Raw genomic sequence first — 24,065 nt, 5'->3', positions numbered from 1 at the left:
CGTCCTCAGACCAGGTCGGCGCCCAGTACGGGGCGGCCCGGGTCGCGGTCGCCGGTGTCGTCGGCGTCGGGGACCTCCGCCTCGTCCTCGTCGAGGGGCTCGAGGAAGCCGCCCGACTGGTGCTGCCACAGCTTGGCGTAGGCCCCCTCGCAGGCGAGCAGTTCCTGGTGGGTGCCCTGTTCGACGACGCGGCCGCGGTCGAGGACGACGAGCCGGTCCATGCCGGCCACCGTGCTCAGCCGGTGGGCGACGACGAGCGCCGTACGCCCCTCCATGAGCCGCCACAGCGCCTCCTGGACGAGCACCTCGCTCTCGGAGTCCAGGGCGCTGGTCGCCTCGTCGAGCAGCAGGATCGGCGCGTCCCGCAGGATGGCGCGGGCGAGCGCGACCCGCTGCCGCTGCCCGCCGGAGAGCTTGACCCCGCGTTCGCCGACCATGGTGTCGAAGCCGTCCGGCAGTCCGTCGGCGAACTCCGTGACGTGCGCGGCCTCGGCCGCGTGGCGGATCTCGGCCTCGGTGGCGCCCGGCCGGGCGAACGCGATGTTCTCCCGCAGGGTGCGGTGGAACATCGCCGGGTCCTGCGGCACGTACGCCATCAGGCCGCGCAGGTCGGCCTGGCGCAGCCGGCTGATGTCCTGGCCGCCGATCAGGATGCGGCCGCCGTCGATGTCCGTCATGCGCAGCAGCAGCCGGGTGAGGGTGGTCTTGCCGCCGCCGGATCGGCCGACCAGGCCGATCTTCGCCCCGTCGGGCACGGTCAGGTCCAGGCCCCGGAAGAGCGGCCTGCCGCCGCGGTGGGCGAAGGTGACCTTCTCGAAGCGGATGTCGGCGGGCCCGGACCGCAGCGGCTCGGGGGACGGCGGGTCGAGCACGGTCGGCGGCTGGAGCAGCAGTTCGGTGAACTGCGCGGCCTCCGTCATGGAGCTCTCCAGCCTCCGGTAGATCTGGTTGAACTCGAACATGATGCGGGTGGCGTTGCCGTAGTAGGTGAAGGCCACCACGATCGCCTCCACGCCGTGCGCGCCCCCGCCGAGGACGACGGCGAGGAGCAGGCCCAGCGCGTTGGTCAGCACCGACATCGGGGCCACGAAGGTGTCGATGCGCAGATTGCCGTAGTCCCAGGAGCGCAGGGTCAGCCGCCGGGACTGGGCGACGCGGGAGCGGTGCTCGGCGGCCTCGCGTTCCTCGGCGGCGAAGGCGCGGACGGTCTCCATGTTCATCAGGCTGTCGGCCACGTGCCCGGCGACCCGGGCGATGGCCTCCTCACGGCGGCGCACGAGCGCCTGCCGGCGCCGGATGAGGGGCGCCACGCAGACCGTCGTCGTGCCGATCATCACCATCAGGCCCACGACCAGCAGCGGTTCGTAGCGCCAGAGCACCACCGCCCCGAAGAGCAGCGGCACGATCCGGCCGATGACCTGGAACGTCATCGTGTCGACGCAGTCCTCGAAGCGGGAGGCGAAGCTGAGGACCCGCTTGGTCAGCGCCCCGGCGAAGTTGTCGTGGAAGAACGCGGCGTCCTTCGCGAAGAGTTCGTCCATCCCGGTGATGTACAGGCGCTCGATGCCGCGGGCCGCGAGGCGGTTGAGGCAGTGCAGGCCGAGGCGCCACATGAATTCCGCGAGCAGCAGGGCCCCGGCGAAGCCGAGCACGTACGGCAGCGCGCTGTGCAGGCCGAGGCCGTTGTCGTCCGCGATGCGGCCGACGAGCTTGGCGACGACGAGGGGGGCGACGTAGTTGATGCCGGTGTTGCCGACGGCGGGCAGCAGCATGGCCCCGGCGGTGAGCCACTTGTGCCGGGCCAGTTCCCTTCCGTAGAGGCGCAGGGCGAGGAGGACCGGGCCGGTGCGTTTGGACCTGCCCGGCGGGGCGTCGGGTACGTGCGGTGAGGGCATGGGGACTCTCCGTAGTCGCGTCGGGGCGCACCGCACGGCGGTCGTGTGCGGGAGGGCCGGTGGAAGGTGGCAGTGTCCCGCGAGGACGCCGGTGCGGTCCAAGGGTTTTCGCCGGTCCGTACGGTGTGCGAACAGCTTCGGCCACCGGTCTCCGCGCGCCGTGCGTCACTCGCGCCGCCCGCGCACCGGAGGGTGCGGGCGGCGGGGAGGGTCACGGTGGGTGGTGGGGCGGTGTCACGTACGGCGGGAAGGACGGACCGGAGCGGCTGCCGCGGGACGGTGGCCGAGGGTGCCCTGCGGGTGCCGATTTCGGCGGAAACGCCCCCCGCCGGGGGCCGCAGGGCGGCGGACATGCCGAGGGCCGGTTCGGATGTCTCCGAAACCGGCCCTGAACCGCGACTCTCACGAGTCGGGACGACAGGATTTGAACCTGCGACCCCTTGACCCCCAGTCAAGTGCGCTACCAAGCTGCGCCACGTCCCGTCGTCCGCCTGACCTGGGGTTTCCCCCGGGGCGAACGCGCACGGAAACCATACCGCACTCCGGGCGCCGGCCGCGCACGGCTTTCGCCCGCGCGGCGGTGCCGGCCCGGGTGCGCGCTCAGCCGGAGGCGGGCAGGCCCAGCGTGGGGTGCGCCTCGATCAGACGGGGCGGGGCCGCCTGACGCCAGGAGTCGGCGAGGATGTCCCGCAGTTCCGCCTCGTCCTCCAGGGCGGCCAGCCGGGCGCGCACCCAGGCGAAGGAGGCCTCGTGGCCCGCGATCCAGAACTTGTCCGGCTCGGCGAGCACGAGTTCGTCGCGCTCCGTCTTCGGGCAGCGCACGGCGAGGGACGTCTCGTCCTCGGGGAGGGTGGCGAACATCTTGCCCGCGACCCGGAACGTGGGCATGCTCCAGGCGGTCTTCTCCACCGTGTCCGGCAGGGAGAGGGCGATACGGCGTACGTCTTCGGCATCCGGCATGCCCGCACGGTAACCAACGGCACCGACAGCGGGGGCGCGGCCCTCGGCGGGGCGGTCGCCGGTGCCCCGTCAGTGGGCCCTCGCGGCCTCGCTCAGCGCGTCCAGGACCGGGCGGATCAGGGGGTGCTCCTCGGCGCCCCGGCGGACCGCGGCGAACACCCGGCGGGTGGGCGCCACCCCGTCGACGGGCCGGACCACGACGTCGGTGAGGTCCAGGCCGCGCAGCGCGGAGCGCGGCACGAGGGCCACTCCCGCGCCGGCGGAGGCCAGGGAGAGCACGGCGCTGAAATCGTCGGAATGGTGTTCGAGGCGGGGCTGGAAGCCGGCGTGCTCGCAGGCCAGGACGACCACGTCGTGGCAGGGGTTGCCGGGGTAGGGGCCGATCCAGGGGTCCTTGGCCAGCTCCGCGAGGGGCACCACCTCCGCCCCCGCCAGCCGGTGGCCGACCGGGACGACCGCCTCGAACGGCTCGGCGTACAGCGGGATGTGGGTGAGCCGGGGGTCGTCGGCGCCGGGGGCGCCCCGGTACTCGACGGCGACCGCCACGTCCACCTGCCGGTCGAGCACCATCGGCAGGCTCGCGTCGCCCTCGGCGTCCTGGACGCGGACCCGGATGCCGGGGGCGGTGCGGGCGAGGGTGGCCAGTGCGGGGGCGACGACCAGGCCGATGCCGGTGGCGAAGGCGGCGAGCGTCACCGTGCCGGCCGAGCCCGCGTCGTACGCCGCCAGCTCGGCCTCCGCACGTTCGAGCTGGGCGAGGACGGCGTGGGTGTGGCCGAGGAGGATCTCCCCGGCCGGCGTCAGCCGCACCCCCTTGGCCCCGCGCTCCACCAGCCGGTGCCCGGTCTCCTGTTCCAGGGCGGCGAGCTGCTGCGAGACGGCGGAGGGGGTGAGGTACAGCGCGGCGGCGGCCGCGGTCACCGTACGGTGGTCCGCCACCGCCCGGAGAATGTGCAACCGCCGCGCCTCGATCATGCGGTCGATTATCGCAAACCCGCGTGACCTCGTACGTTCCCCGCCCGGACCGTCAGGCGGCTTCCAGCTCGGCCCGCGCGGCGACGAAGGCCTCCACGGCCCGCTCGACGTCCTCGGTGGAGTGCGCCGCCGAGAGCTGCACCCGGATGCGGGCCGCGTCCTGCGGCACCACCGGGTAGGAGAAGCCGATCACGTACACCCCGCGCTCCAGCAGCAGTTCGGCCATCCGCCCCGCCTTCGCGGCGTCGCCGATCATGACGGGCGCGATGGCGTGGTCGCCGGGGAGGAGGTCGAAGCCCTCCTCCGTCATCCGCCGCCGGAACAGCCCGGTGTTCGCGGCCAGCTTCTCCCGCAGCTCCCCCGCCGACTCCAGCAGGTCGAGCACCTTCAGCGAGGCCGCCGCGATCACCGGGGCCAGCGTGTTGGAGAACAGGTACGGCCGCGAGCGCTGGCGCAGCAGCGCGACGATCTCGGCGCGGGCGGCCACGTACCCGCCGGAGGCGCCGCCGAGGGCCTTGCCGAGCGTGCCGGTGAGGATGTCGACCCGGTCCATGACCCCGTGCAGCTCGGGTGTGCCGCGGCCACCGGGGCCGACGAAGCCGACGGCGTGGGAGTCGTCGACCATGACCATCGCGTCGTACCGGTCGGCGAGGTCGCAGATCTCGCGCAGCGGGGCGACGTAGCCGTCCATCGAGAAGACGCCGTCGGTGACGATCAGCCGGCGCCGGGCGTCCCCGGCGGCCTTGAGCTGCGTCTCCAGGTCGGCCATGTCGCGGTTGGCGTAGCGGAAGCGGCGGGCCTTGGAGAGCCGGATGCCGTCGATGATGGAGGCGTGGTTGAGGGCGTCGGAGATCACCGCGTCCTCGGCGCCGAGCAGCGTCTCGAAGACGCCGCCGTTGGCGTCGAAGCAGGAGGAGTACAGGATCGTGTCCTCCTGGCCGAGGAAGGCCGACAGGCGGGCCTCCAGTTCCTTGTGGACCTCCTGCGTGCCGCAGATGAAGCGCACGGAGGCCATGCCGTAGCCCCAGCGGTCCAGGGCCTGGTGGGCGGCGGCGATCACCTCGGGGTGGTCGGCGAGGCCGAGGTAGTTGTTGGCGCAGAAGTTGAGGACCTCGCCGGGGCGGCCGCCGGCGGTGACCGCGACGGTCGCGGACTGCGGGGTGCCGAGGACGCGCTCGGGCTTGTGCAGCCCGGCGGCGCGGATCTCGTCGAGGGTGGCGCGGAGGTCGTCGCGTACGGAGTCGAACATGGGAGGGCTCCTGAGGATGCCTGAAGGGGCGTGCGGGTGGCGGCGGTTACGCGGTCCAGTCGAGGATGACCTTGCCGCCCCGGCCGCTCGCGGCGTCGGCGAAGGCGGCCTCGAACTCCTCGTGGCCGTACCGGCCGGTGATGACGGGGGCCAGGTCGAGGCCGCCCTCGAGCAGGACGGACATCGCGTACCAGGTCTCGAACATCTCGCGGCCGTAGATGCCCTTGAGGGTGATCATCGACGTGACGATCCGGGCGAAGTCGACGGGGAACTCCTCGGCGGGCAGGCCGAGCATGGCGATCCGGCCGCCGTGCGTCATGTTGGCGATCATGTCGCGCAGCGCCTCGGGGCGGCCGGACATCTCCAGGCCGATGTCGAAGCCCTCGCGCAGTCCCAGTTCGCGCTGTCCGTCGGCGATCGTGGCGCCGGAGACGTTCAGGGCGAGGCTCACGCCGATCTTGCGGGCCAGCTCCAGGCGCTCCTCGCTCACGTCGGTGACGACGACGTGGCGTGCGCCGGCGTGCCGGGCCACGGCGGCGGCCATCAGGCCGATGGGCCCGGCCCCGGTGATCAGCACGTCCTCGCCGACCAGCGGGAAGGACAGCGCGGTGTGCACGGCGTTGCCGAAGGGGTCGAAGATGGCGGCCACGTCGAGGTCGACGGGGACCCGGTGCACCCACACGTTGGAGGCGGGCAGGGCCACGTACTCGGCGAACGCGCCGTCGCGCCCGACGCCGAGGCCGACGGTGGCGCGGCACAGGTGGCGGCGGCCGGCCAGGCAGTTGCGGCAGGTGCCGCAGACCAGGTGGCCCTCGCCGCTGACCCGGTCGCCCCTCTTGACGCCGGTGACGTCCCGGCCGGTGTCGACGACCTCGCCCACGAACTCGTGCCCGAGCACCAGCGGGGTGGTGATGGCCCCTCGGGCCCAGCCGTCCCAGGAGTGGATGTGCAGATCGGTGCCGCAGATCCCGGTGCGCAGCACCTTGATCAGTACGTCACCGGGGCCGATGGTCGGTTCGGGTACGTCCCGGAGCCACAGACCGGGCTCCGCCTTGTGCTTGACCAGCGCTTTCACGCGTACGGCTCCTGTGTTTCGACGGCTAGGGTCTGTCGTTCGGATCAGGTCGCAGGGGGCGGACGACGCCGATCCAGCGCCGGTGAGTGGGGTCTGGTGCGTGCAGTTGCAAGGCGGAGGAGGGAGTCGACGCGGAGCGTCGGCGAGTGACGACAACGCCGCAGATGCGCGTGCCAGACCCCGCGTCTGCGAGCTGATCCGAACGACAGGCCCTGGGTCCCCCGGTGGGGAGATCCCCCTGGAATGTGCCGTACCGCCGGGCCGCGGTCCATCGAGAGTTTCTTAAACGCGCCCGCAGCTTTCCTTCACACCACCGTGCCGTCCGTGCCGCGCGGCTGCGGCACGCCCTCGCTCCCCCGCTCCACGAGCCGTGCGGTGAGTTCCGCGGCGAGCCCCTTGATGGTGTCCAGACCCTCGCGGCCCCAGCGGCGCGGCACGACGTCGGCGACGCAGACCGTGCCGAGCGCGAGGCCGTCAGGGTCGGGCAGCGGGGCCCCGAGGTAGGCCCGGACGCCGGTCTCGTCGACGATCGGATTGCCGGCGAACCGCGGGTAGTCCCGCACGTCCTCCAGGGCGAGCGCCCGGCGGCGGACCACGACGTGCGGGCAGAAGCCGTGGTCACGGGTGAGCAGCCGCGCCCGTCCGGTGCCGTCCGCCCCGGTGGCGGCGGGCAGCGGGAGGCCCCCCGGGGTGTGCAGCCCGGCGAGGAACTGCCGTTGCTCACCGACGAAGTTGACCATCGCGTAGGGGGCCGCCAGCACGTTCGCCAGCCGGTCGGCGAAGGCGTCGAGGGCGGGGTCGGGGTGCTGGTGCTCCCCGAGGCCGAGGGCGCGCAGCCTTCGTACGCGTTCCGGGGCGTCCTCGTCCTGCGGGGTCAGCAGGAGACGGCGGGGGCTCATGTGCGGGCTCCGTGGTGGGGCGCCTGGGCGGCCGGGATGTGGGCGAGGAGGTGCTTGACCAGGGCGAGCAGGGTCTGCACGCCGGAGCTGGAGATGCGGGCGTCGCAGCGGACGACCGGGACGCCGCGGTCGAGGTCGAGGGCGGCGCGCACCTCCTCGGGGTCGTAGCGGTGGGCACCGTCGAACTCGTTGATCGCGACGATGAAGCCGAGGCCGCGCTCCTCGAAGAAGTCGATGGCGGCGAAGCACTCCTGCAGCCGGCGGGTGTCGGCGAGGATCACCGCGCCGAGTGCGCCCTCGGACAGTTCGTCCCACATGAACCAGAACCTCTCCTGGCCGGGGGTGCCGAACAGGTAGAGCACGTGCCGCGGGTCGAGGGTGATCCGGCCGAAGTCCATCGCCACGGTCGTCTCGACCTTGTTCTCGATGCCGTCGAGGTTGTCGGTCGCGGCACTGACCGTGGTGAGGAGTTCCTCCGTGCTGAGCGGCGCGATCTCGCTGACCGCGCCCACGAAGGTGGTCTTGCCTACTCCGAACCCGCCCGCCACGAGGATCTTCAGCGCGGTGGGGAAGGGGTCAGAGCTGTCGTCGTAGTCCATCGAGCACTGCCTCCAGAAGGGACCGGTCCGTGGGGTTGTGGTGGAAGGCCGGGGGCCTGGTGGTGAGCGCCCCGCTGTCGACGAGGTCGGACAGCAGCACCTTGGCGACCGCGACCGGCAGCTTGAGCTGTCCGGCGACCTCGGCGACGGAGACGGGTCCTCCGCAGAGGTCGAGCACCTGGGTGTGTTCGGGGCCGAGGTAGCCGAGGGGGATCGCCCCGGTGGCCCTCACCTGGGACAACAGGTCGAGCGCGGCGGTCGGCCGGGTCCGCCCGTTGCTTGCCTGGTACGGGCGGACCAGCCGGCCGGCCGCGTCGTCGAGCCAGGGCCCGTCGCCCGTGGTGGCCGCGCTCAAGGCCTCAGCGCCGGGGGCCGGCCGACGGGCTGCCGGGGCGCGGTCACCAGGTACGGGCGGACGCTCTTGACCAGCATCGCCATCTCGTAGCCGAGGACGGCGGCGTCGGCCTCCCGGTCGGCGAGGACGGCGAGACAGGTGCCGGATCCCGCGGTGGACACGAACAGCAGCGAGGAGTCGAGTTCGACGACGACCTGGCGGACGTCTCCGCCGCCCCCGAACCGGATGCCCGCGCTGCGGCCGAGGGAGTACAGGCCGGAGGCGAGCGCGGCCATGTGGTCGGCGCTGTCCTGATCGAGGCCGTGCACGGATTTGACCAGCCCGTCGCAGGAGAGCAGTACCGCGCTCCGGGTGTGCGGCACGCGCTGCACGAGGCCGCTCATCAGCCAGTCGAGGTCGGATGCGTGGCCGGTCGGCGCTTCGCTCGCCATGGTGGATCGACTCCTTGGTGTACGGGGGGCGGTGGGGGTGGTGCGGGTCGTCCTGCGTGTCCTCCCGCTCATCCGGCGGACGCGCTCCCCCCGCGCCGGGCGGCGCCCTCGGGGGCGGACACGGACGGGCGGACGGCGGGCGCCTCGGACCCGGCGGGTGCGGACGGGGCGGGGCCGACGGGGGCGGGGTACGGGATCCCGCCGGTCCTGTCCGGCTCACCGGTTCCGGCCGCCTCGGCCGCCCCGTCCGTCCCGCCCGGAAGCGGGTACGGGTACGGCTGCGGCTGCGGCTGCGGCTGCCTGAGGCCGCCGGCCGGGTCGTCGGCGCGGGACGGGTGCGGTGCCTCGGCGGACGAGGGCGGGGCCGGCTGCGGTGCCTCGGTGGTGGCCGGCTCGCGTTGCTGGGCGGCCTCGGCGAGGCCGATGCCGCGCTGGAACGCCGCCATCAGGCCGGGGTCGTGCTCGACGTACGCCCCGGTGTCCTCGCGGGGCCCGGGCGCGGGGCCGCCGCGGAGTTGGGGCGCGAGGTGCTCCTGGGCACGGCGGCGGGGCAGTTGCGGCTTGCCCATCGTGCCGCGGACCGGGCCGATCCGGGGGGTGGGCGGCAGCCCGGCGTGCTCGGCGAGCACCGAGCGGTGCCCGGCCGCGATGCCGGGCTGCGCCTCGGCCGGGTTGGGCCGTTCGCCGCGCTGCCCGCGCACCGGGAGCGGGGGCGCCGCTCCGGGCGGACCGCCGGGGGTGCCGGCGCCCCCGGGAGCGCCGGGAGCGCCGGGGGCATGCGTGCCGTTCCCGGGGACCTCGACCCAGTCCACACCCGGGCCGGCCGCGGGCGTGCCGGGTCCGTCCACGGGGGACGTGCGGGCAGACGTCCCCGCGCCGGTGGGCACTCCAGTACCGGCGGGCGCCCCGGTGCCGGCGGCTCCGGGAACCGGGCCCTCCGGCCCGCGCGCGCCCGCCCCGGGGGACGGTCCGCCGGCGGCCGACCCGTCTCCCGTCGGCACCGCCGTGGGCGCGGGCTTCGCCGGGCCCGGGTGCTCCGGGCCGCTCGCGTGCTCCGTGCGGCCCGTGTGCTCCGAGGGGTTCGCCCACGCTTCGGGGCCGGGCCGCCCGGCGCCCTCCGCACGGGCCGGCGCGGCCGCGGCCGTCCATCCGCCGGACCCGCCGGGCGGGGGCGCGCCCCCGGCCCCGGCGGTGCCGCCGGGCGCGGGTGTCCCGCCCCGGCCGGGTGCCGCGTCCGCCGGACGCGCCCCGCCCGGGGCCGGTGTCGCCGAGAGCTCCGGCGGGGGTGCGCCGAGGACGTCCTTGGGCAGGACCAGGACCGCCTGGACACCGCCGTAGATGTTGGTGCCCAGGCGCACCTGGATCCCGTGGCGGCGGGCGAGCTGGGAGACGACGTACAGGCCGATGCGGCCGTCCTGCAGCAGGCTGGCGACGTTGACCTGGTCGGGGTCGGCGAGCAGCGCGTTCATGCGGTGCTGTTCGGCGAGCGGCATGCCCAGGCCGCGGTCCTCGACCTCGACCGCGAGCCCTGCCGTGACGAGGTTGACGCGGAGCAGGACCTGGGTGTGCGGCGCCGAGAACACCGTGGCGTTCTCGACGAGTTCGGCGAGCAGATGGATGACGTCGGCGACGGCGTGTCCGCGCAGCCGGCCGTCGACCGGCGGGACCAGCCGCACCCGGGAGTACTGCTCGACCTCTGCGATGGCCGAGCGCAGGACCTCGGTCATCTCCACCGGGTTGCTCCACTGCCGGCGGGAGACGGCGCCGCCGAGCACGGCGAGGTTCTCGGCGTGGCGGCGGATGCGGGTGGAGAGGTGGTCGACGTGGAAGAGGCCCTTGAGCAGGTCGGGGTCCTCGATCTCGTTCTCCAGCTCGTCGAGCGTGGAGATCTCGCGGTGCACCAGGGACTGCAGCCGCCTGGCCAGGTTGAGGAAGACCTCGAGTTTCTGTTCGCTGCCCGCCCGGCTGGACAGCTGGGCGGCCCGTACGACGGCGGCGACCGCGCCCTCCTGCGCGCGGGCGAGGTCGGCGGCGAGGAGCTCGAAGTCGTCGGCGCCGGAGGCGTCGGCGGCGGGCCGGCCCCGGCCGCCCCGTTTGGGCACCGTCTCCCCGCGGCGCAGTGCCTCGACGAGGGCGCGCAGGTCGGCCTCGCCGCGGGTGGCGGTGCGCCGCAGTGTGTCCACTCGCTCCTTGACGGAGTCCGCCGCCCGGCCCGCGGCCACCGCGGCGGTCAGCACGCCCGCGACGGCCACCCCGAGGGCCCCGGAGAGCACGGCCCACAGCGTGAGCGTGGGCAGCGTGCCGGTGGAGCGGATGGTGAAGAGCACGGCCGCGCAGCCGGCGAGGGCGACCGCGACGGGAGGCAGCACCGCCAGCCGCAGCAGTTGCGGCCGTATGTGCGTCTCGGTCGGCGTGGGCGCGGTGCGGGCGGCCGGTCGCCCGTGCCGCCCGCCCTCACGGCGGTCCGCACGGGTGGCCGGTGCGCGTAGGTGAGACATCGGTGTCCTCGTACATGGGGGGCCTGGGGGCTCGGGGGCACGGGGCTCCCGCGGTCGGCGCGGCGTGGGCGTGCGCCGTCGCCCCACCGGCCGGGAGGGTCACGCATGGGCGGCCCCCCGTCGTCCGGCGGCCACTCACAGTAGTCGGCACGGGAGCGTGTGCGGTGGGCAGTTGGCAAAGTCCTGCGTGGAGCATCCCGCTCTGGTATGACGCGTCGTACGACAGACCGATAACCGTCTCGGACACGCGTTCCCCTGTTTGGGCTAAGCGATCAGAGCTGGTCAGAAGCGGTCAGGAGTGGGCGATGGCTCGGGCGGGCGCGGCTGCCGGTCCGAGGCCCCCCGCCCGCTCCCGCGACGCCCGCGGCCCCTCTCCGCGCCTCCCACGGAGCCCGATGCCCCGTCCGGACGCCTCCGTACGAGGTCACAGCGCGTGTTCGACCTCGGCCCCGCGCCCGGCCCGCGGACCGCCGCCTCCCGAACGGCCCTCGGGGACGCCACGAACTACTGTGGACAGGAGCGGGCCCCTCCGGTCCCGCGGTGGAACGGACCCTGCCCCTTCCCTCAGGGGCGCCCGCCGCCATCGCGCGCCCCCGGCCGCGGCCCGACACGCGAGGCGAGGCGAGCGGGAGGCGACGTGGCGGCTGGTGGTGCCGCCGGCGGTGCCGGAGACCGGTACCCGGCCGGCGAGCCGGACGGCTCCGGCGACCGTGACCGCCCCGGCGGCCGCGACGACACCGCACGCCCGGCCCGTCGTCCCGCCGCCCCCCGCGAGACCGTGCTGCGGACCCTCTCCGACATGAGCGAGGGCTTCCTCACGGTCGACGAGGCCTGGCGGATCTCCTTCGCCAACCGGGAGGCCGTCAGACTCCTCGGCGCCGAGCCGGTCCGGCCGGGGAGGAGCCTGTGGCAGGTGGCCGCGATCGCCGCGCCCGGTCTGGAGGGCCAGTGCCGGCGGGCCGCCGCCGAGGGCCGGCCGATCGGCTTCGACCTCACCCGCCCCCTCGACGGACGGCTGTACTTCCTGCGCCTCGTACCCGTCCCGGAGGGCGGCCTCGGCATCTCCTTCGTCGACGTCACCGACCACCGCCCGCGCGAGGACGGGCAGCCGCTGGGGGTACCGGCCAGGGAGCGCGCCGCACGCATGGCCGAACTCACCACGGCACTCGCCGAGGCCGTCACGTCCAAGGACGTCGTCCGGGCCGTCGCCGAACACGTCCTGCCGCCCGTCGCCGCCGACGGCCTCGTGGTGGAGACCCTGGAGGGCGGCCGCATCCGCGTGGTGGACTCCGTGGGGTACACGCGGGATTTCCTGCGGCGGATCGACGGTGTCCCGCTCACCGAGCACACGGCCGTCGCCGACGTGCTCCGTAACCGCACCCCCCTGTTCGTCGGCTCCGCCGCGGAGTTCGAGAAGCTGTACCCGCGGCTGAAGTACCTCTCGGACAACTCGCCCTCCCGGGCCTGGGCCTTCCTGCCGCTGATCGTGTCCGGCCGGGCCACCGGCTCCTGCGTCATCTCCTTCTCCGAGCCGCGCACCTTCAGCGAGGACGACCGCACGCTGCTCACCGCGCTCAGCAGTCTCGTCGCCCAGGCGCTGGAGCGGGCCCGGCTGTTCGACGTCGAGCACACCCGCGCGCAGGGCCTCCAGCGCGGCCTGCTCCCCCGCACCCTGCCCTCGCTGCCCGCGGTCACCGCGGCCGCCCGCTATCTGCCGGCCGGGCGGGGCGACGAGGTGGGCGGGGACTGGTACGACGTCATCCCGCTCTCCGCGGACCGGGTCGCCATGGTGATCGGCGACGTCATGGGGCACGGCATCACCGAGGCCGCCACCATGGGCCGGCTGCGCACGGCCGTGCGCACCCTGGCGGACCTCGACATGGACCCGGACGAACTGCTGACCCACCTCAGCGAGATCGTCGGCGACCTCGGCTACGACTACTACGCGACCTGCCTCTACGCGGTGTTCGACCCGGTCACCCGGGTCTGCTCGTACGCGCTGGCCGGCCATCTGCCGCCGCTCCTCGTCCACCCCGACGGCACGGTCCACGCCCCGGACGTCGACATCAACCCGCCGCTGGGCGCCGCCGACCCGCCCTTCGACGTGCACGAGCTGCGACTGCCCGAGGAGGCGCTGCTGGTGTTCTGCACCGACGGGCTGGTCGAGTCCCCGGAACGGGACGCCGACCAGGGGCTGACGCTCCTCCGGCAGACCCTGGGCGCGGCGGTGACGCGCTCGGGCTACTTCGACCCGCCCGGGACAACGGGTCCGGGGGCGGGCACCGCCCGGCTGGAGGAACTGTGCGACCTCGTCGTCTCGACGCTGCTCCCCGATCACGCCGCCACCAACGACGACGCGGCCCTGCTGATCGCCCACACCCGCTGCACCCCCACCGACGACGTCGCCTCGTGCAGCCTTCCCGAGGACCCCCGCGCGGCCGGCCAGGCCCGCGAGTACGTCCGCAGCCAGCTCGACGTCTGGGGCCTGGACGACCTGGTGATGAGCACCGAGCTGCTGGTCAGCGAGCTGATCGGCAATGTGGTGCGGCACGCCGGGGGGCCGATCCGGCTGCGCCTCATGCGCAGCCGCTCACTGATCTGCGAGGTCTACGACGGCAGCCTCACCACACCCCGCATCCGCCGCGTCGGCCAGACCGACGAGGGCGGCCGCGGCCTGCACCTGGTGGCCGCCCTCTCCCGCCGCTGGGGCACCCGCTACCTGGCCGACGGCAAGTGCATCTGGACAGAACAGGACCTGCCACACCCGGAAGGGGAGCTGCCGCAGGAGGACCCGCCCGGCGGCCCGGTCGGCGCCTGAGCCGCTCGGCTCGCGCGGGCAGATCGGCTCAGGCGCCGACCGCCGGCGCGTGCTTCTCGGGCTCGCCCACCGGGGGCCAGGCCCGCCACCCCTCGGCCGGGGTCCGTGCCACCTCGCGCCACCACGGGACGACGGCTCCGACCGCGGCCGGCTCGAAGGGTTCCCCCGGGCGCGGGGCCACTATCCTGGCGCCCGCACGGCGCGCGGCCCACATCGTCCGTTCCCCGGGCTCCGCCCACGGGTGCGGCGCCAGGTTGAAGGTGCCCCAGTGGATCGGCAGCAGGACGCCCGCGGCCGCGTCCCCGTTCTGGAGGTCGACGTGGGCGTCGATGCCCTCCTCGGGGGTCATGTGGATGTCGGGCCACATGTCGCTGTAGGCGCCGATCTGGATCATCGTCGCGTCGAACGGGCCGTGCTCGGCGCCGATGTCCTTGAAGCCGTGGAAGTAGCCGGTGTCGCCGCTGTGATAGATCCGGTGGTTCTCGCCCGCGACCACCCAGGACGCCCACAGAGTGTGCTGCCTGTTGCGGATGCCCCGACCGCAGAAGTGGCGGGCGGGGGTGGCGGTCAGCGTGAGCCCGCCGACGCGGGTCGACTCGTTCCAGTCCAGCTCGCGCAGGCGGTCCGGTGAGACACCCCAGCGCTCCAGGTGGGCGCCGACGCCGAGCGGCACCGCGAAGAGCGTGTCCGTGCCGGCCAGCTTCTTGATCGTGGGCAGGTCGAGGTGGTCGTAGTGGTCGTGCGAGATGACGACCACGTCGACCGGGCCGAGCGCGGCCTGCGGGAGAGGGACGGGGTGCAGCCGCTTGGGGCCGACGAAGTCGAAGGGGGAGCAGCGCTGCCCCCACACCGGGTCGAACAGCACGCGCCGGCCGTCGATCTCGGCGAGGACGCTGGAGTGCCCCACCCAGGTGATCCGCAGGCCGCTCTTCGGGGGGCGGGCCAGGTCGGCGACGGTCGTGGGGTGCACCGGGATCGTGCCGGTGGGAGCGCGGCGGGCGCGGGACCCCTTCTCGAAGTACTGCTTGGCGATCCCCAGGGCGGAGCCGCCGGACTCGCGGGTGCGGGGGCCGTCGGGGTTCACGAAGACGCCGTCGGCGAAGTTCGGGGAACGGCGGATGCGGGCCAGGCGCTCGCCCGTGGGATCCGCGCCGAAGGACAGGGGCCGTAGCGGGCTGCGCCCGGAGCCGAGGGAAGGAAGGCCGGTCACGGCGTCTCCAGAGGTGTGCGTGGTGCGGTCCATTACCGGCGTCAACGGACGGCGGCCGGGGCGTGTTCCCCGCCCGTGGGGGACGCGGGGAACACGCGGCGGCCCAACCCCGGGGTGAATGAGTGCGGTTGGGGACCCGGCGGCCGGTACCGCCTGCCTCAGACCGCCGCGCCGATCCGCATCCTGATGTCCTCGGGCGAGATCCGGCCCTTGGCCACCACGGCGTCCCCGGAGGACTGGCCGCGCAGCCGCCGGCCGATCCACGGCACGAGATGTTCCCGCGCCCAGTGGATGTCGTCGCGCCGGATCTCCAGCGTCCCGCGCGGCGGCAGCGGCGGCCACGGCTGGTCGGGGTCGGCCGGGACGTCGAGGCCGAGCACCTGGCCGGCCCGCAGGGCGACCCGGGTGTGCCCCTCGGGCGAGAGGTGGAGCCGGTCGGTGTCCCAGGCCCGCCGGTCCTGCACCGTGCGCAGCGACCACAGGTCGAGCACGGGGCAGCCGTACCGGTCGGCGATGGCACGCACATGCCCGTTGTAGGTCGCGATCTTGCCGCGCAGGTGTTTGAGCACGGGGACGCCGCGGGTGTCGAAGCCCGTGGTGACCATGACCGTGCCGACCGCTCCGGCAAGGCGGGCGACGGCCCGCTCGAACCGTTCGGCGACCTCGTCCGGGTCGGTACCGGGGCGGATGATGTCATTGCCGCCCGCGCAGAAGGAGACCAGGTCGGGGGCGAGCTCCAGGGCCCCCGGGAGCTGGTCCGCGACGATCTGGTCGAGCAGTTTCCCGCGCACGGCGAGGTTGGTGTACCGGAAGTCGCCCTCGGGACGGCGGTCGGCGAGGAGTACCGCCAAGCGGTCGGCCCAGCCGAGGAAGGACCCGTCCGGGCCGGGATCGCCCACGCCTTCGGTGAAGCTGTCCCCCACCGCCACGTACGACCCGATCACTGATCTGTTGTCACTCTTCGAATCGTCTGCCACGTCGGCCCATCTTTCCTCCTGGGATGTGAGCTGCGCGACCGTAGGGAGGGGTTGACGGGCGGTGAGATAAGCCACGGGTCAAGGCTTGGTCAACATCGGAATAAGGACGGGGACGGGGACGGGGACGGGGACGGGCGCGGGAGCGGGGACGGGCGCGGATGCGGGTCCGGACACGGCCGAAGGCCGGACCCCGGGGATCGAGGGGTCCGGCCTTCGGGAGGCGGGTGCCGCGGGCCGTGAGGGCCGTGGGCCGTCAGCCGTCAGATGGCGACGCCGTGGGCGCGCAGGTACGCGACCGGGTCGAGGTCCGAGCCGTAGTTCGGGGTGGTGCGGATCTCGAAGTGCAGGTGCGGGCCGGTCACGTTGCCGGTGGCACCGGAGAGGCCGAGCTGCTGGCCCACGGTCACGGTCTGGCCGGCCGAGACGGAGAGCTGCGAGAGGTGGGCGTACTGGGCGTAGTGGCCGTCGGCGAGCTTGAGGACGACCTGGTTGCCGTACGCGCCGCCCCATCCGGCGGAGACGACGGTGGCGTCGGCTATCGCCTTGAGGCTGGTGCCGGTCGGGACGACGAAGTCGGTGCCGGTGTGGTAGCCGCTGGACCACATGCTGCCGGAGGCGTGGTAGGAGGTGCCGATGGCGGCGCCCTGGACCGGCAGGGTGTAGCCGGAGGAACTGCTCGTGGCGGGCTTGGCGGCGGGGGCTTCCTTCGCGGCGGACTGGCTGCCCTGCGCGGCCTGCGGCTGCTCGGCCTTCTCGGTCTTCTGGGTCTTCTCGGCGGCGCCGCTCTTCGCGGGGGCCTCGTGCGCGGCGGAGGAGGAACCCTGCGCGCTCGCCGGGGCCTTGGCGCCGAGGGTGAGCTTCAGGCCGGGGTGGATGAGCGAGGGGTCGCTGCCGACGGCCTCGCGGTTGTCCTCGTACAGCTTGTGCCAGCCACCGGCCACGTGCTGGTCACCGGCGATCTTGGCGAGCCAGTCTCCGGCCTTCACCGTGTAGGTGCGGGCGGCGTTCTCGTGGGCGCCCGCCGAGACGGAGGCGGCGGAGTGCTCGGGGGCGGAGGACGCGGGCGTCGCGGCGTGGGCGCCGGTGGCACCCAGGAGGGGCAGCGCGATCGCGGCGCCACCGGTTCCGGCGGCGGCGAGGGTCGTGGTGATGAACCGGGCCTTGGTGCGGCGGTGCTTACCCTTCGCGGGCATGTCGAATTCCTCTCCGGCGCCTGCGAGGTGAGCTGTCGGGTGCGAGCTGGAGATGCCCGGCCGCGCTGTGGCGGCTATACCCCGAGCCTGTCCCGGAAGACCGGACCAGGCGTTGTACCTGTGGGTCCCCCGCTCCTGCCGTGTACGGGTGGGTGAGTGCGGATTTCCGGGCGGCGGCAGGATTCGGCGTTCCGCTCGGAACGAGGGGGAACGTAAGCGAAATGGCGCCGCGACCACAACCTTCGGCTTTCCCGGACACCTTTTTCCCTTGATCGATTCAGGGAATTCGGGGTACGGCGCCACAAGTGGCGATCTTCCTTTGCCGCCGAATTCGCCGACGGAACAGGTGAATTACGTGAACATGACGTTCGACGCCCCGTCACGAATATGACGCTGCTCACCCGCGCCTTCACCGACGCGGAGCAATACCGGGCCAGTTGGAGCGAAGGTGCCGACCGATGACTATTCGGACAGAACTCCCTTATGGGGAGCGACCGGCTGGGCGATTCGTCGGTTCTGCGGCATTCGCGGGGAGAGGGAGGCGGGCGTGACGTGCGCGCTCGTGCGCGGGTGAGACCTGCGCGCGACCTGCGTGCAGGGGGCACCGGTGCCGTATCGTCGTCGGCGGAACGCGCCCCGCCGACGAGCCGCGTCGGCGGACGGATGGGAGGAGCACCCGTGACACAGCAGGTCCCGTCGACCGAGCCCGAGCTGGCCGGAGTGCGCAACTTCCGCGATCTGGGCGGGCTGCCGACCGCGGACGGCCGACGGGTGGCGTTGGGGCGGCTGTACCGCAGCGGCCACCTCGCGCACGCGACGGCCGAGGACGCGGTGTTCCTCGCCTCCCTGGGCCTGCACACGGTCTTCGACTTCCGCAACGCCGCGGACCACAGGCTGGAGGGCCCGGACGTGGAGCTGCCGGGCGTACGCAACGTGGGCCTGCCGCTGTCCGACCCGGCCGACGGGGCGGAGTTCTGGAAGATGGTGCGCGAGGGGAACCTGGACCAGCTGCGGGAGCTGCTGGACGAGGGCAGGGCCGCGGCGCGGATGATCGCCTCGTACCGCGCGATCGTGCGCGGACGCACGGCCGAGCACGCGCGGGTGCTGGGCACGCTGGCCGAGGGCGGAGTGCCGGCGCTGATGCACTGCTCGGCGGGCAAGGACCGGGCGGGACTGTCGATCGCCGTGACGCTGCTCGCGCTGGGCGTGGAGCGGGACGCGATCCTCGCCGACTACCTGGAGTCGAACGCGAAGCACCGCAGGTACAAGGTGCGCCGCACCGCGTCCTCGCCCGACGCGCACTCCCCCGAGGTGATGGAACTGATCGCCCCGCTGTTCGACGCGCGGGCCGAGTACCTCCAGGCGGCGTTCGCCGCGATCGAGGAGACCTGGGGCGGGGTGGACGCCTACCTGGAGCAGGGCCTCGGGGTCACTCCCGAGGTGCGTGCGCGGCTGCGGGACCACCTGCTGGACTGAGCCCCCGCGCCACTGAGCCCTTGGGCCCCGCCGCGCCCGGCCCGGCCCGCGCGGCGCGCGCTACTTGGCGCCCACCTCGAAGAGCAGCCAGATGAAGGCGGCGAAGAGGTGGCCGACGGCCAGGTAGACGAGCAGCCTGATCCACAGGGCACGCGGGAACTTCGTCTCGTAGTCGCTCATGGGGTCTCTCCGGTGAGGGGGCCGAGGCAGAGCGCGGTACTGGGGCTCTGCAGGAGGGTATGGACGAACAGCAGCTCGCAGCCGGAGGGGTCGGCGGCGGCGAGGCGATGCGGGGTGAGCGAGTCGAAGTGCGCGCTGTCCCCGGTGTCCAGCAGGTGCGCGGTGTCGCCGAGCCGCAGCCGCAGCCGCCCCCGCAGGACGTGGAGCCATTCCTCCCCCGGGTGGACGCGGACGATGTCGCCCTGGGTGCCGTGGGGGACGTGGACGCGCAGTGCCTGCATGCCGCGGCCGGGGGCGCCGGCCTGCCAGTACGTCCAGCCGCCGGCCCGGGTCGGCTCCGCGCGGTCGGCGCGGACGACCGCGTCACGCGCGGCGGTGGTCTCGCCGAGCAGCTCGGAGACGGTCGTGCCGTAGACGCGGGCGAGCGTGAGCAGCACGGGGAGGGACGGCTGGCGGTGACCGGTCTCCAGACGGGAGAGGTGGGCCGGCGAGAGGTCCGCGGCCCGGGCCGCGCTCTCCAGGGTCAGGCCCGCGTGGTGGCGCAGGGCGCGGAGCTGGGGCGCTACGGTGGAGAGGGCCGCGCCGGTCTCCGCCGACGGGGGCGGATCGGATGGGCTCATACCCCCGATTGAGCCAGACTTTTACCCCTGGGGCAATTTTCTTGCCTGACAGGCAAAAACCGGTGGGGCCCCGCGGACCGCGTGCCGCGGGGCCCCACCGGTCGCCGACTACCTGGCGGCCACCGCCTGCTTCACGAGGGTCTTGCCGAAGTCCCACATGAGGCCGCCCTCGTGGGCGTCGTCCATGACCGAGGTGAACGCCTCCAGGAAGCGGTCGACGTCGGCCTCGTCCACCACCAGCGGCGGGATCAGCTTGATCACCTCCAGGTGGTCCCCGGACACCTGCGTGAGGATGCGGTGCCGCTGCAGCAGCGGGACGACGACCATCTGCGCGAACAGCCCCTTGCGGGCCGCCTGCAGCATCGCCCACCGGCTCCGCAGTTTCAGCGACTTCGGCCGGCCGAACTCGATGCCGATCATCAGCCCCCGCCCGCGCACCTCGGAGAGCAGCTCGTACCGCTCCGTCAGGGCCTGGAGCCCGGACTTGAGCCGCTCCCCCATCGCGCGCGCGTGCGCGACGATCTGCTCGTTCTCCATCGCGTGCAGCACCGCGAGTCCCGCCGCCATCGCCTGCGCGTTCGCGCCGAAGCTCGCGGAGTGGACCAGGACGCGGTCCATGGACGAGTAGACCTTCTTGAAGATCCAGTCCTTGCCGAGCGTGGCCGAGACCGGCACGTAGCCGCCCGAGAGCGACTTCGCCACGCACACGAGGTCCGGCTCGACCCCGTCCTCGTGCTGGTAGGCGTAGAAGTCGCCGGTGCGGCCGAGGCCGGTCTGCACCTCGTCGGCGATGAGCAGCGCCTTGTGCCTGTGCAGCAGCTCCTGCGCGGCGCGCAGGTAGCCGGGGGGCGCCTCGTGCACGCCCTTGCCCTGGATCGGCTCGACGATCAGGGCGGCCACGTCGCCCTTCTTCAGCTCCCGGGCCAGTGCGTCGAGGTCGCCGAGCGGGATCGCGGTGTCGGGCAGCAGCGGGGCGAAGCCCTCGCGGAAGCCGTCCTCGCCGTTGACGGAGAGGGACCCGGTGGTCAGGCCGTGGAAGGCGTGGTCGCAGTACAGCACGCGGCGCCGTCCGGTGGCGTACCGGGCGAACTTCAGCGCCGTCTCGACGGCCTCGGTGCCGCTGTTGCCGAAGAAGACGCGGTCCAGGTGCGGGCTGTGGGACAGCAGTTTCTCCGCGAGCAGCCCGGGCAGCGGCGGGCAGTCGAACCGGGTCAGGTCGGCGAGGCCCGCGTCGAGGACGTCGTGCAGGGCCTTGCGGACCACCGGGTGGTGGCGGCCCAGGCCCATGACGCCGAAGCCGGCGAGCATGTCGAGGTGGTCGTTGCCGTCCGCGTCCCAGAAGTGGGCGCCCTCGGCCCGTTCGTAGACCTTGTCGAAACCGATGGTGTGCAGCATGCGGGGCAGCTGGTGGTTCATGTAGCGGCCGTGCAGGTCGTAGCGTTCGCCGCCGCGTTCGGCCAGCAGTCCCGCGAGGTCGAACTCCTTGCCCGTGTCCGCCTCCTGGCCTCGGGCGGTCTGGCGGGGCGCGGGTTCCGCGGTGGTCATACGTGGTTCTCCTCGGACGTCTTCACAGGTGGTTGCGGGTCCTGGCCCGGCCGGGCGCCGGTGGCGAGGCAGCCGCTGATCCGGCCCGCGATCTCGACGGGCGTCAGCCCGATGTCGGCGAGCACCTCGCCCCGCTTGGCGTGCGCGAGGAACTGCTCCGGGATGCCGAAGCGGCGCAGAGGCACGTCCACGTCGGCGTCGCCCAGGGCGAGCGCGACGGCGGAACCGACCCCGGCGGCGCGGCTGTTGTCCTCGACGACGGCGACCAGGCGGTGCCGGGCGGCGAGTCCCGGCAGGTCGGGGTCGACCGGTTTGACCCAGCGTGGGTCGACGACGGTGCAGCCGATGCCGCGGGCCTGAAGCAATTCGGCGGCCTGGAGGCAGACGGGCGCCATGACGCCGACGGCGACGAACAGCACCTCGGGTTCCTCGGCCCGGTGCAGCACGTCCATCCCGCCGATCCGGTCGAGAGCGGGGATCGCGGGGCCGACCGACTCCTTGGGGAAGCGGATCAGGGTCGGCGCGTCGTCCACGGCGACGGCCTCGCGCAGTTCGGCGCGGAGCTGCTCGGCGTCGCGCGGGGCGGCGATCCGCAGTCCGGGGACGACCTGGAGCACCGACATGTCCCACATGCCGTTGTGCGAGGGCCCGTCGACGCCGGTGACCCCGGCCCGGTCCAGGACGAAGGTGACCCCGCAGCGGTGCAGGGCCACGTCCATCAGGAGCTGGTCGAAGGCGCGGTTGAGGAAGGTGGCGTAGACGGCGACCACGGGGTGCAGTCCGCCGGTGGCGAGCCCGGCCGCGCTGACGGTGGCGTGCTGCTCGGCGATGCCGACGTCCCAGACCCGGTCGGGGAACCGTTCGGCGAACTTCCCCAGCCCCACCGGGTGCAGCATGGCCGCCGTGAGGGCGACCACGTCCTCGCGTTCCTCGCCGATGGCCACGATCTCCTCGCCGAACACCGAGGTCCACGAGGGGCCGCCGGCCGGGGCGAGGGGTGCGCAGGTCAGCGGGTCCATGACACCGACGGTGTGGAAGTGGTCCTCCTCATGGGCGAGCGCGGGTTCGTAGCCGCGGCCCTTCTCGGTGAGGCAGTGGACCAGGACGGGCCCGTGGAAGCGTTTCGCGCGGCGCAGCGCGGACTCGACGGCGCCGATGTCGTGGCCGTCGATGGGCCCGACGTACTTCAGGCCCAGGTCCTCGAACATGCCCTGTGGGGCGAAGGCGTCCTTGAAGCCCTTCTTCGCGCCGTGCAGGGCCTCGTAGACGGTGTTGCCGACGACGGGGGTGCGCTGGAGCACGTCCTTGCCCCAGGCGAGCGCCTTCTCGTAGCCGTCGGTGGTGCGCAGGGTCGCCAGGTGGTTGGCGAGGCCCCCGATGGTGGGCGAATAGGAGCGCTCGTTGTCGTTGACGACGATGATCAGCGGACGGTCCTTTGCGGCGGCGATGTTGTTCAGCGCCTCCCAGGCCATGCCGCCGGTGAGCGCGCCGTCGCCGATGACGGCGACGACGTGCCCCTCCTCGCCGCGCACCTCGCGGGCCTTGGCGAGGCCGTCGGCCCAGCCGAGCGCGGTGGAGGCGTGGCTGTTCTCGATGACGTCGTGCTCGGACTCCTCCCGCGAGGGATAGCCGGACAGTCCGCCCTTGCCGCGCAGTTTGGAGAAGTCCTGACGCCCCGTCAGCACCTTGTGCACATAGCTCTGGTGGCCGGTGTCCCACAGGATGCGGTCGACCGGCGACTCGAAGACCCGGTGGAGCGCGATGGTCAGTTCCACCACGCCCAGGTTGGGCCCCAGGTGTCCACCGGTCCTGGCGACCGCGTGGATGAGGAACTGCCGGATCTCCTCCGACAGTTCGCCGAGTTCCGCCTCGGACAGCGCCTTCAGGTCGCGTGGTCCCCGGATGTTCTCCAGTCTGGTCACGCTCGGGCCCCCTCTCGGTCCGTGCTGTTCAGCTCACGGTGACGGCCGGCTCCCCCGAACCGGTGCCGTCCTTCTCCATCTGCTCGGCCAGCTTCATGGCCTCGTCGATGAGGGTCTCCACGATCTTCGACTCCGGCACGGTCTTGATGACCTCGCCCTTGACGAAGATCTGCCCCTTGCCGTTGCCCGAGGCCACGCCGAGGTCCGCCTCACGGGCCTCACCGGGACCGTTCACGACACAGCCCATGACCGCCACCCGCAAAGGCACCTCCATGCCCTCCAGCCCGGCGGTGACCTCCTCCGCCAGCTTGTACACATCCACCTGCGCACGACCGCAGGACGGACAGGACACGATCTCCAGACCGCGCTCCTTCAGACCGAGGGACTCCAGGATCTGCAACCCGACCTTGACCTCCTCCGCCGGCGGCGCCGACAGCGAGACCCGGATCGTGTCACCGATGCCCTGCGACAGCAGCGCACCGAACGCCACCGCCGACTTGATCGTCCCCTGGAACGCCGGACCCGCCTCCGTCACCCCCAGGTGCAGCGGATACTCGCACGCCTCCGCCAACTGCCGGTACGCCTCGATCATCACCACCGGGTCGTTGTGCTTCACCGAGATCTTGATGTCCCGGAAACCGTGCTCCTCGAACAGCGACGCCTCCCACAACGCCGACTCCACCAGAGCCTCCGGCGTCGCCCTGCCGTACTTCTGCAGCAGCCGGCGGTCCAGCGAACCCGCGTTCACCCCGATACGGATCGGCGTCCCGTGGTCCTTCGCCGCCCGCGCGATCTCCTTCACCTTGTCGTCGAACTGCTTGATGTTGCCCGGATTCACCCGCACCGCCGCACAACCCGCCTCGATCGCGGCGAACACGTACTTGGGCTGGAAGTGGATGTCCGCGATCACCGGGATCTGCGACTTCCGCGCGATCGTCGCCAGCGCGTCCGCGTCGTCCTGCGTCGGACACGCCACCCGCACGATCTGACAGCCCGACGCCGTCAACTCCGCGATCTGCTGCAACGTGGCACCGATGTCGGAAGTCCGGGTCGTCGTCATCGACTGCACCGACACCGGGGCACCGCCACCGACCGGTACGGATCCGACCTGGATCCGCCGGCTGTCGCGGCGCGGTGCCACCGGACGTGCGGGCACCCCGGGCAGGCCCAGGGACACGGCGGTCATGA

General features: G+C 73.3%; 20 protein-coding genes, 1 tRNA gene and 1 riboswitch. Of the genes, 2 read left to right on the top strand and 19 right to left on the bottom strand.

Features of this window, described 5'->3' with window-relative positions:
- Positions 1-5: 5 nt before the first annotated feature.
- The 11 genes from OHB09_RS28270 to OHB09_RS28220 form a co-directional block, all read right to left on the bottom strand.
- The gene (locus tag OHB09_RS28270) at positions 6-1,895 is read right to left on the bottom strand and encodes an ABC transporter ATP-binding protein (protein WP_328922742.1); all 1,890 of its coding nucleotides are present in this window, start codon (positions 1,893-1,895) and stop codon (positions 6-8) included.
- Positions 1,896-2,304: 409 nt separating this feature from the next.
- Positions 2,305-2,378, bottom strand: a tRNA-Pro gene (locus tag OHB09_RS28265).
- Between the two features lie 117 nt (positions 2,379-2,495).
- Positions 2,496-2,855, bottom strand: coding sequence for an MmcQ/YjbR family DNA-binding protein (locus OHB09_RS28260; RefSeq protein WP_006141022.1), 360 nt, complete (start codon positions 2,853-2,855; stop codon positions 2,496-2,498).
- A gap of 69 nt (positions 2,856-2,924) precedes the next feature.
- Positions 2,925-3,830 (bottom strand): LysR family transcriptional regulator, encoded by a 906-nt coding sequence (locus OHB09_RS28255; protein WP_040895705.1) that lies wholly within the window; start codon positions 3,828-3,830, stop codon positions 2,925-2,927.
- A 52-nt stretch (positions 3,831-3,882) separates the two neighbouring features.
- A complete protein-coding gene (locus OHB09_RS28250) occupies positions 3,883-5,079 on the bottom strand; it encodes a glycine C-acetyltransferase (protein ID WP_006141020.1) in 1,197 nt (398 codons plus the stop codon).
- 46 nt (positions 5,080-5,125) lie between these two features.
- On the bottom strand, positions 5,126-6,154 hold the full coding sequence (tdh, locus tag OHB09_RS28245; RefSeq protein ID WP_006141019.1) for an L-threonine 3-dehydrogenase: 1,029 nt from the start codon (positions 6,152-6,154) through the stop codon (positions 5,126-5,128).
- Positions 6,155-6,459: 305 nt separating this feature from the next.
- On the bottom strand, positions 6,460-7,053 hold the full coding sequence (locus OHB09_RS28240) for a GAF domain-containing protein (RefSeq protein WP_006141018.1): 594 nt from the start codon (positions 7,051-7,053) through the stop codon (positions 6,460-6,462).
- On the bottom strand, positions 7,050-7,652 hold the full coding sequence (locus tag OHB09_RS28235) for a GTP-binding protein (protein WP_006141016.1): 603 nt from the start codon (positions 7,650-7,652) through the stop codon (positions 7,050-7,052). Before OHB09_RS28235 ends, OHB09_RS28240 begins: the two co-directional genes overlap by 4 nt.
- A complete protein-coding gene (locus tag OHB09_RS28230; RefSeq protein ID WP_167794206.1) occupies positions 7,630-8,007 on the bottom strand; it encodes a DUF742 domain-containing protein in 378 nt (125 codons plus the stop codon). The genes OHB09_RS28235 and OHB09_RS28230 overlap by 23 nt, the downstream gene beginning before the upstream one ends.
- On the bottom strand, positions 8,004-8,438 hold the full coding sequence (locus OHB09_RS28225) for a roadblock/LC7 domain-containing protein (RefSeq protein ID WP_006141014.1): 435 nt from the start codon (positions 8,436-8,438) through the stop codon (positions 8,004-8,006). Before OHB09_RS28225 ends, OHB09_RS28230 begins: the two co-directional genes overlap by 4 nt.
- A 68-nt stretch (positions 8,439-8,506) precedes the next feature.
- Complete coding sequence (locus OHB09_RS28220; RefSeq protein WP_328922741.1) at positions 8,507-10,936, bottom strand: sensor histidine kinase; 2,430 nt, start codon at positions 10,934-10,936, stop codon at positions 8,507-8,509.
- Between the two features lie 637 nt (positions 10,937-11,573).
- Between OHB09_RS28220 and OHB09_RS28215 the strand changes: the two genes are divergently transcribed.
- On the top strand, positions 11,574-13,754 hold the full coding sequence (locus OHB09_RS28215) for a SpoIIE family protein phosphatase (RefSeq protein WP_191892327.1): 2,181 nt from the start codon (positions 11,574-11,576) through the stop codon (positions 13,752-13,754).
- A 28-nt stretch (positions 13,755-13,782) separates the two neighbouring features.
- Here OHB09_RS28215 and OHB09_RS28210 read toward each other — a convergent pair whose 3' ends face one another.
- The 3 genes from OHB09_RS28210 to OHB09_RS28200 form a co-directional block, all read right to left on the bottom strand.
- Positions 13,783-14,964, bottom strand: coding sequence for an MBL fold metallo-hydrolase (locus tag OHB09_RS28210; protein WP_328922740.1), 1,182 nt, complete (start codon positions 14,962-14,964; stop codon positions 13,783-13,785).
- A 158-nt stretch (positions 14,965-15,122) separates the two neighbouring features.
- Entirely contained in the window at positions 15,123-15,908 is a 786-nt protein-coding gene (locus OHB09_RS28205; protein WP_040894881.1) for an SGNH/GDSL hydrolase family protein, read from the bottom strand.
- 293 nt (positions 15,909-16,201) lie between these two features.
- On the bottom strand, positions 16,202-17,134 hold the full coding sequence (locus OHB09_RS28200) for a M23 family metallopeptidase (protein ID WP_167794209.1): 933 nt from the start codon (positions 17,132-17,134) through the stop codon (positions 16,202-16,204).
- A 4-nt stretch (positions 17,135-17,138) separates the two neighbouring features.
- Positions 17,139-17,299: riboswitch (cyclic di-AMP (ydaO/yuaA leader) on the bottom strand.
- A gap of 513 nt (positions 17,300-17,812) precedes the next feature.
- Here OHB09_RS28200 and OHB09_RS28195 point away from each other — a divergent pair.
- Positions 17,813-18,610, top strand: coding sequence for a tyrosine-protein phosphatase (locus tag OHB09_RS28195; protein ID WP_191851770.1), 798 nt, complete (start codon positions 17,813-17,815; stop codon positions 18,608-18,610).
- 60 nt (positions 18,611-18,670) lie between these two features.
- Here the strand turns inward: OHB09_RS28195 and OHB09_RS28190 are convergent, their stop codons facing one another.
- From OHB09_RS28190 to ispG, 5 genes are all read right to left on the bottom strand, one after another.
- Positions 18,671-18,790, bottom strand: a complete 120-nt coding sequence (locus tag OHB09_RS28190) for a DUF6126 family protein (RefSeq protein ID WP_006139903.1) — start codon at positions 18,788-18,790, stop codon at positions 18,671-18,673.
- Entirely contained in the window at positions 18,787-19,410 is a 624-nt protein-coding gene (locus OHB09_RS28185) for a helix-turn-helix domain-containing protein (RefSeq protein ID WP_191851771.1), read from the bottom strand. The genes OHB09_RS28190 and OHB09_RS28185 overlap by 4 nt, the downstream gene beginning before the upstream one ends.
- 108 nt (positions 19,411-19,518) lie before the next feature.
- Positions 19,519-20,955, bottom strand: a complete 1,437-nt coding sequence (locus tag OHB09_RS28180) for an aspartate aminotransferase family protein (RefSeq protein WP_319116482.1) — start codon at positions 20,953-20,955, stop codon at positions 19,519-19,521.
- Positions 20,952-22,877: a 1-deoxy-D-xylulose-5-phosphate synthase gene (gene dxs / locus OHB09_RS28175; RefSeq protein WP_319350663.1), complete on the bottom strand. Its 1,926-nt coding sequence runs from the start codon at positions 22,875-22,877 to the stop codon at positions 20,952-20,954. Before dxs ends, OHB09_RS28180 begins: the two co-directional genes overlap by 4 nt.
- A gap of 28 nt (positions 22,878-22,905) precedes the next feature.
- Complete coding sequence (gene ispG / locus OHB09_RS28170) at positions 22,906-24,063, bottom strand: flavodoxin-dependent (E)-4-hydroxy-3-methylbut-2-enyl-diphosphate synthase (protein ID WP_006139899.1); 1,158 nt, start codon at positions 24,061-24,063, stop codon at positions 22,906-22,908.
- Positions 24,064-24,065: the final 2 nt, after the last annotated feature.

It is taken from the genome of Streptomyces griseoaurantiacus (assembly GCF_036189845.1).
Taxonomy (GTDB): Bacteria; Actinomycetota; Actinomycetes; order Streptomycetales; family Streptomycetaceae; genus Streptomyces; species Streptomyces griseoaurantiacus.
The sequence above is the reverse complement of the archived record's forward strand: the minus strand, read 5'-3'. Positions and strand labels throughout refer to the sequence as shown.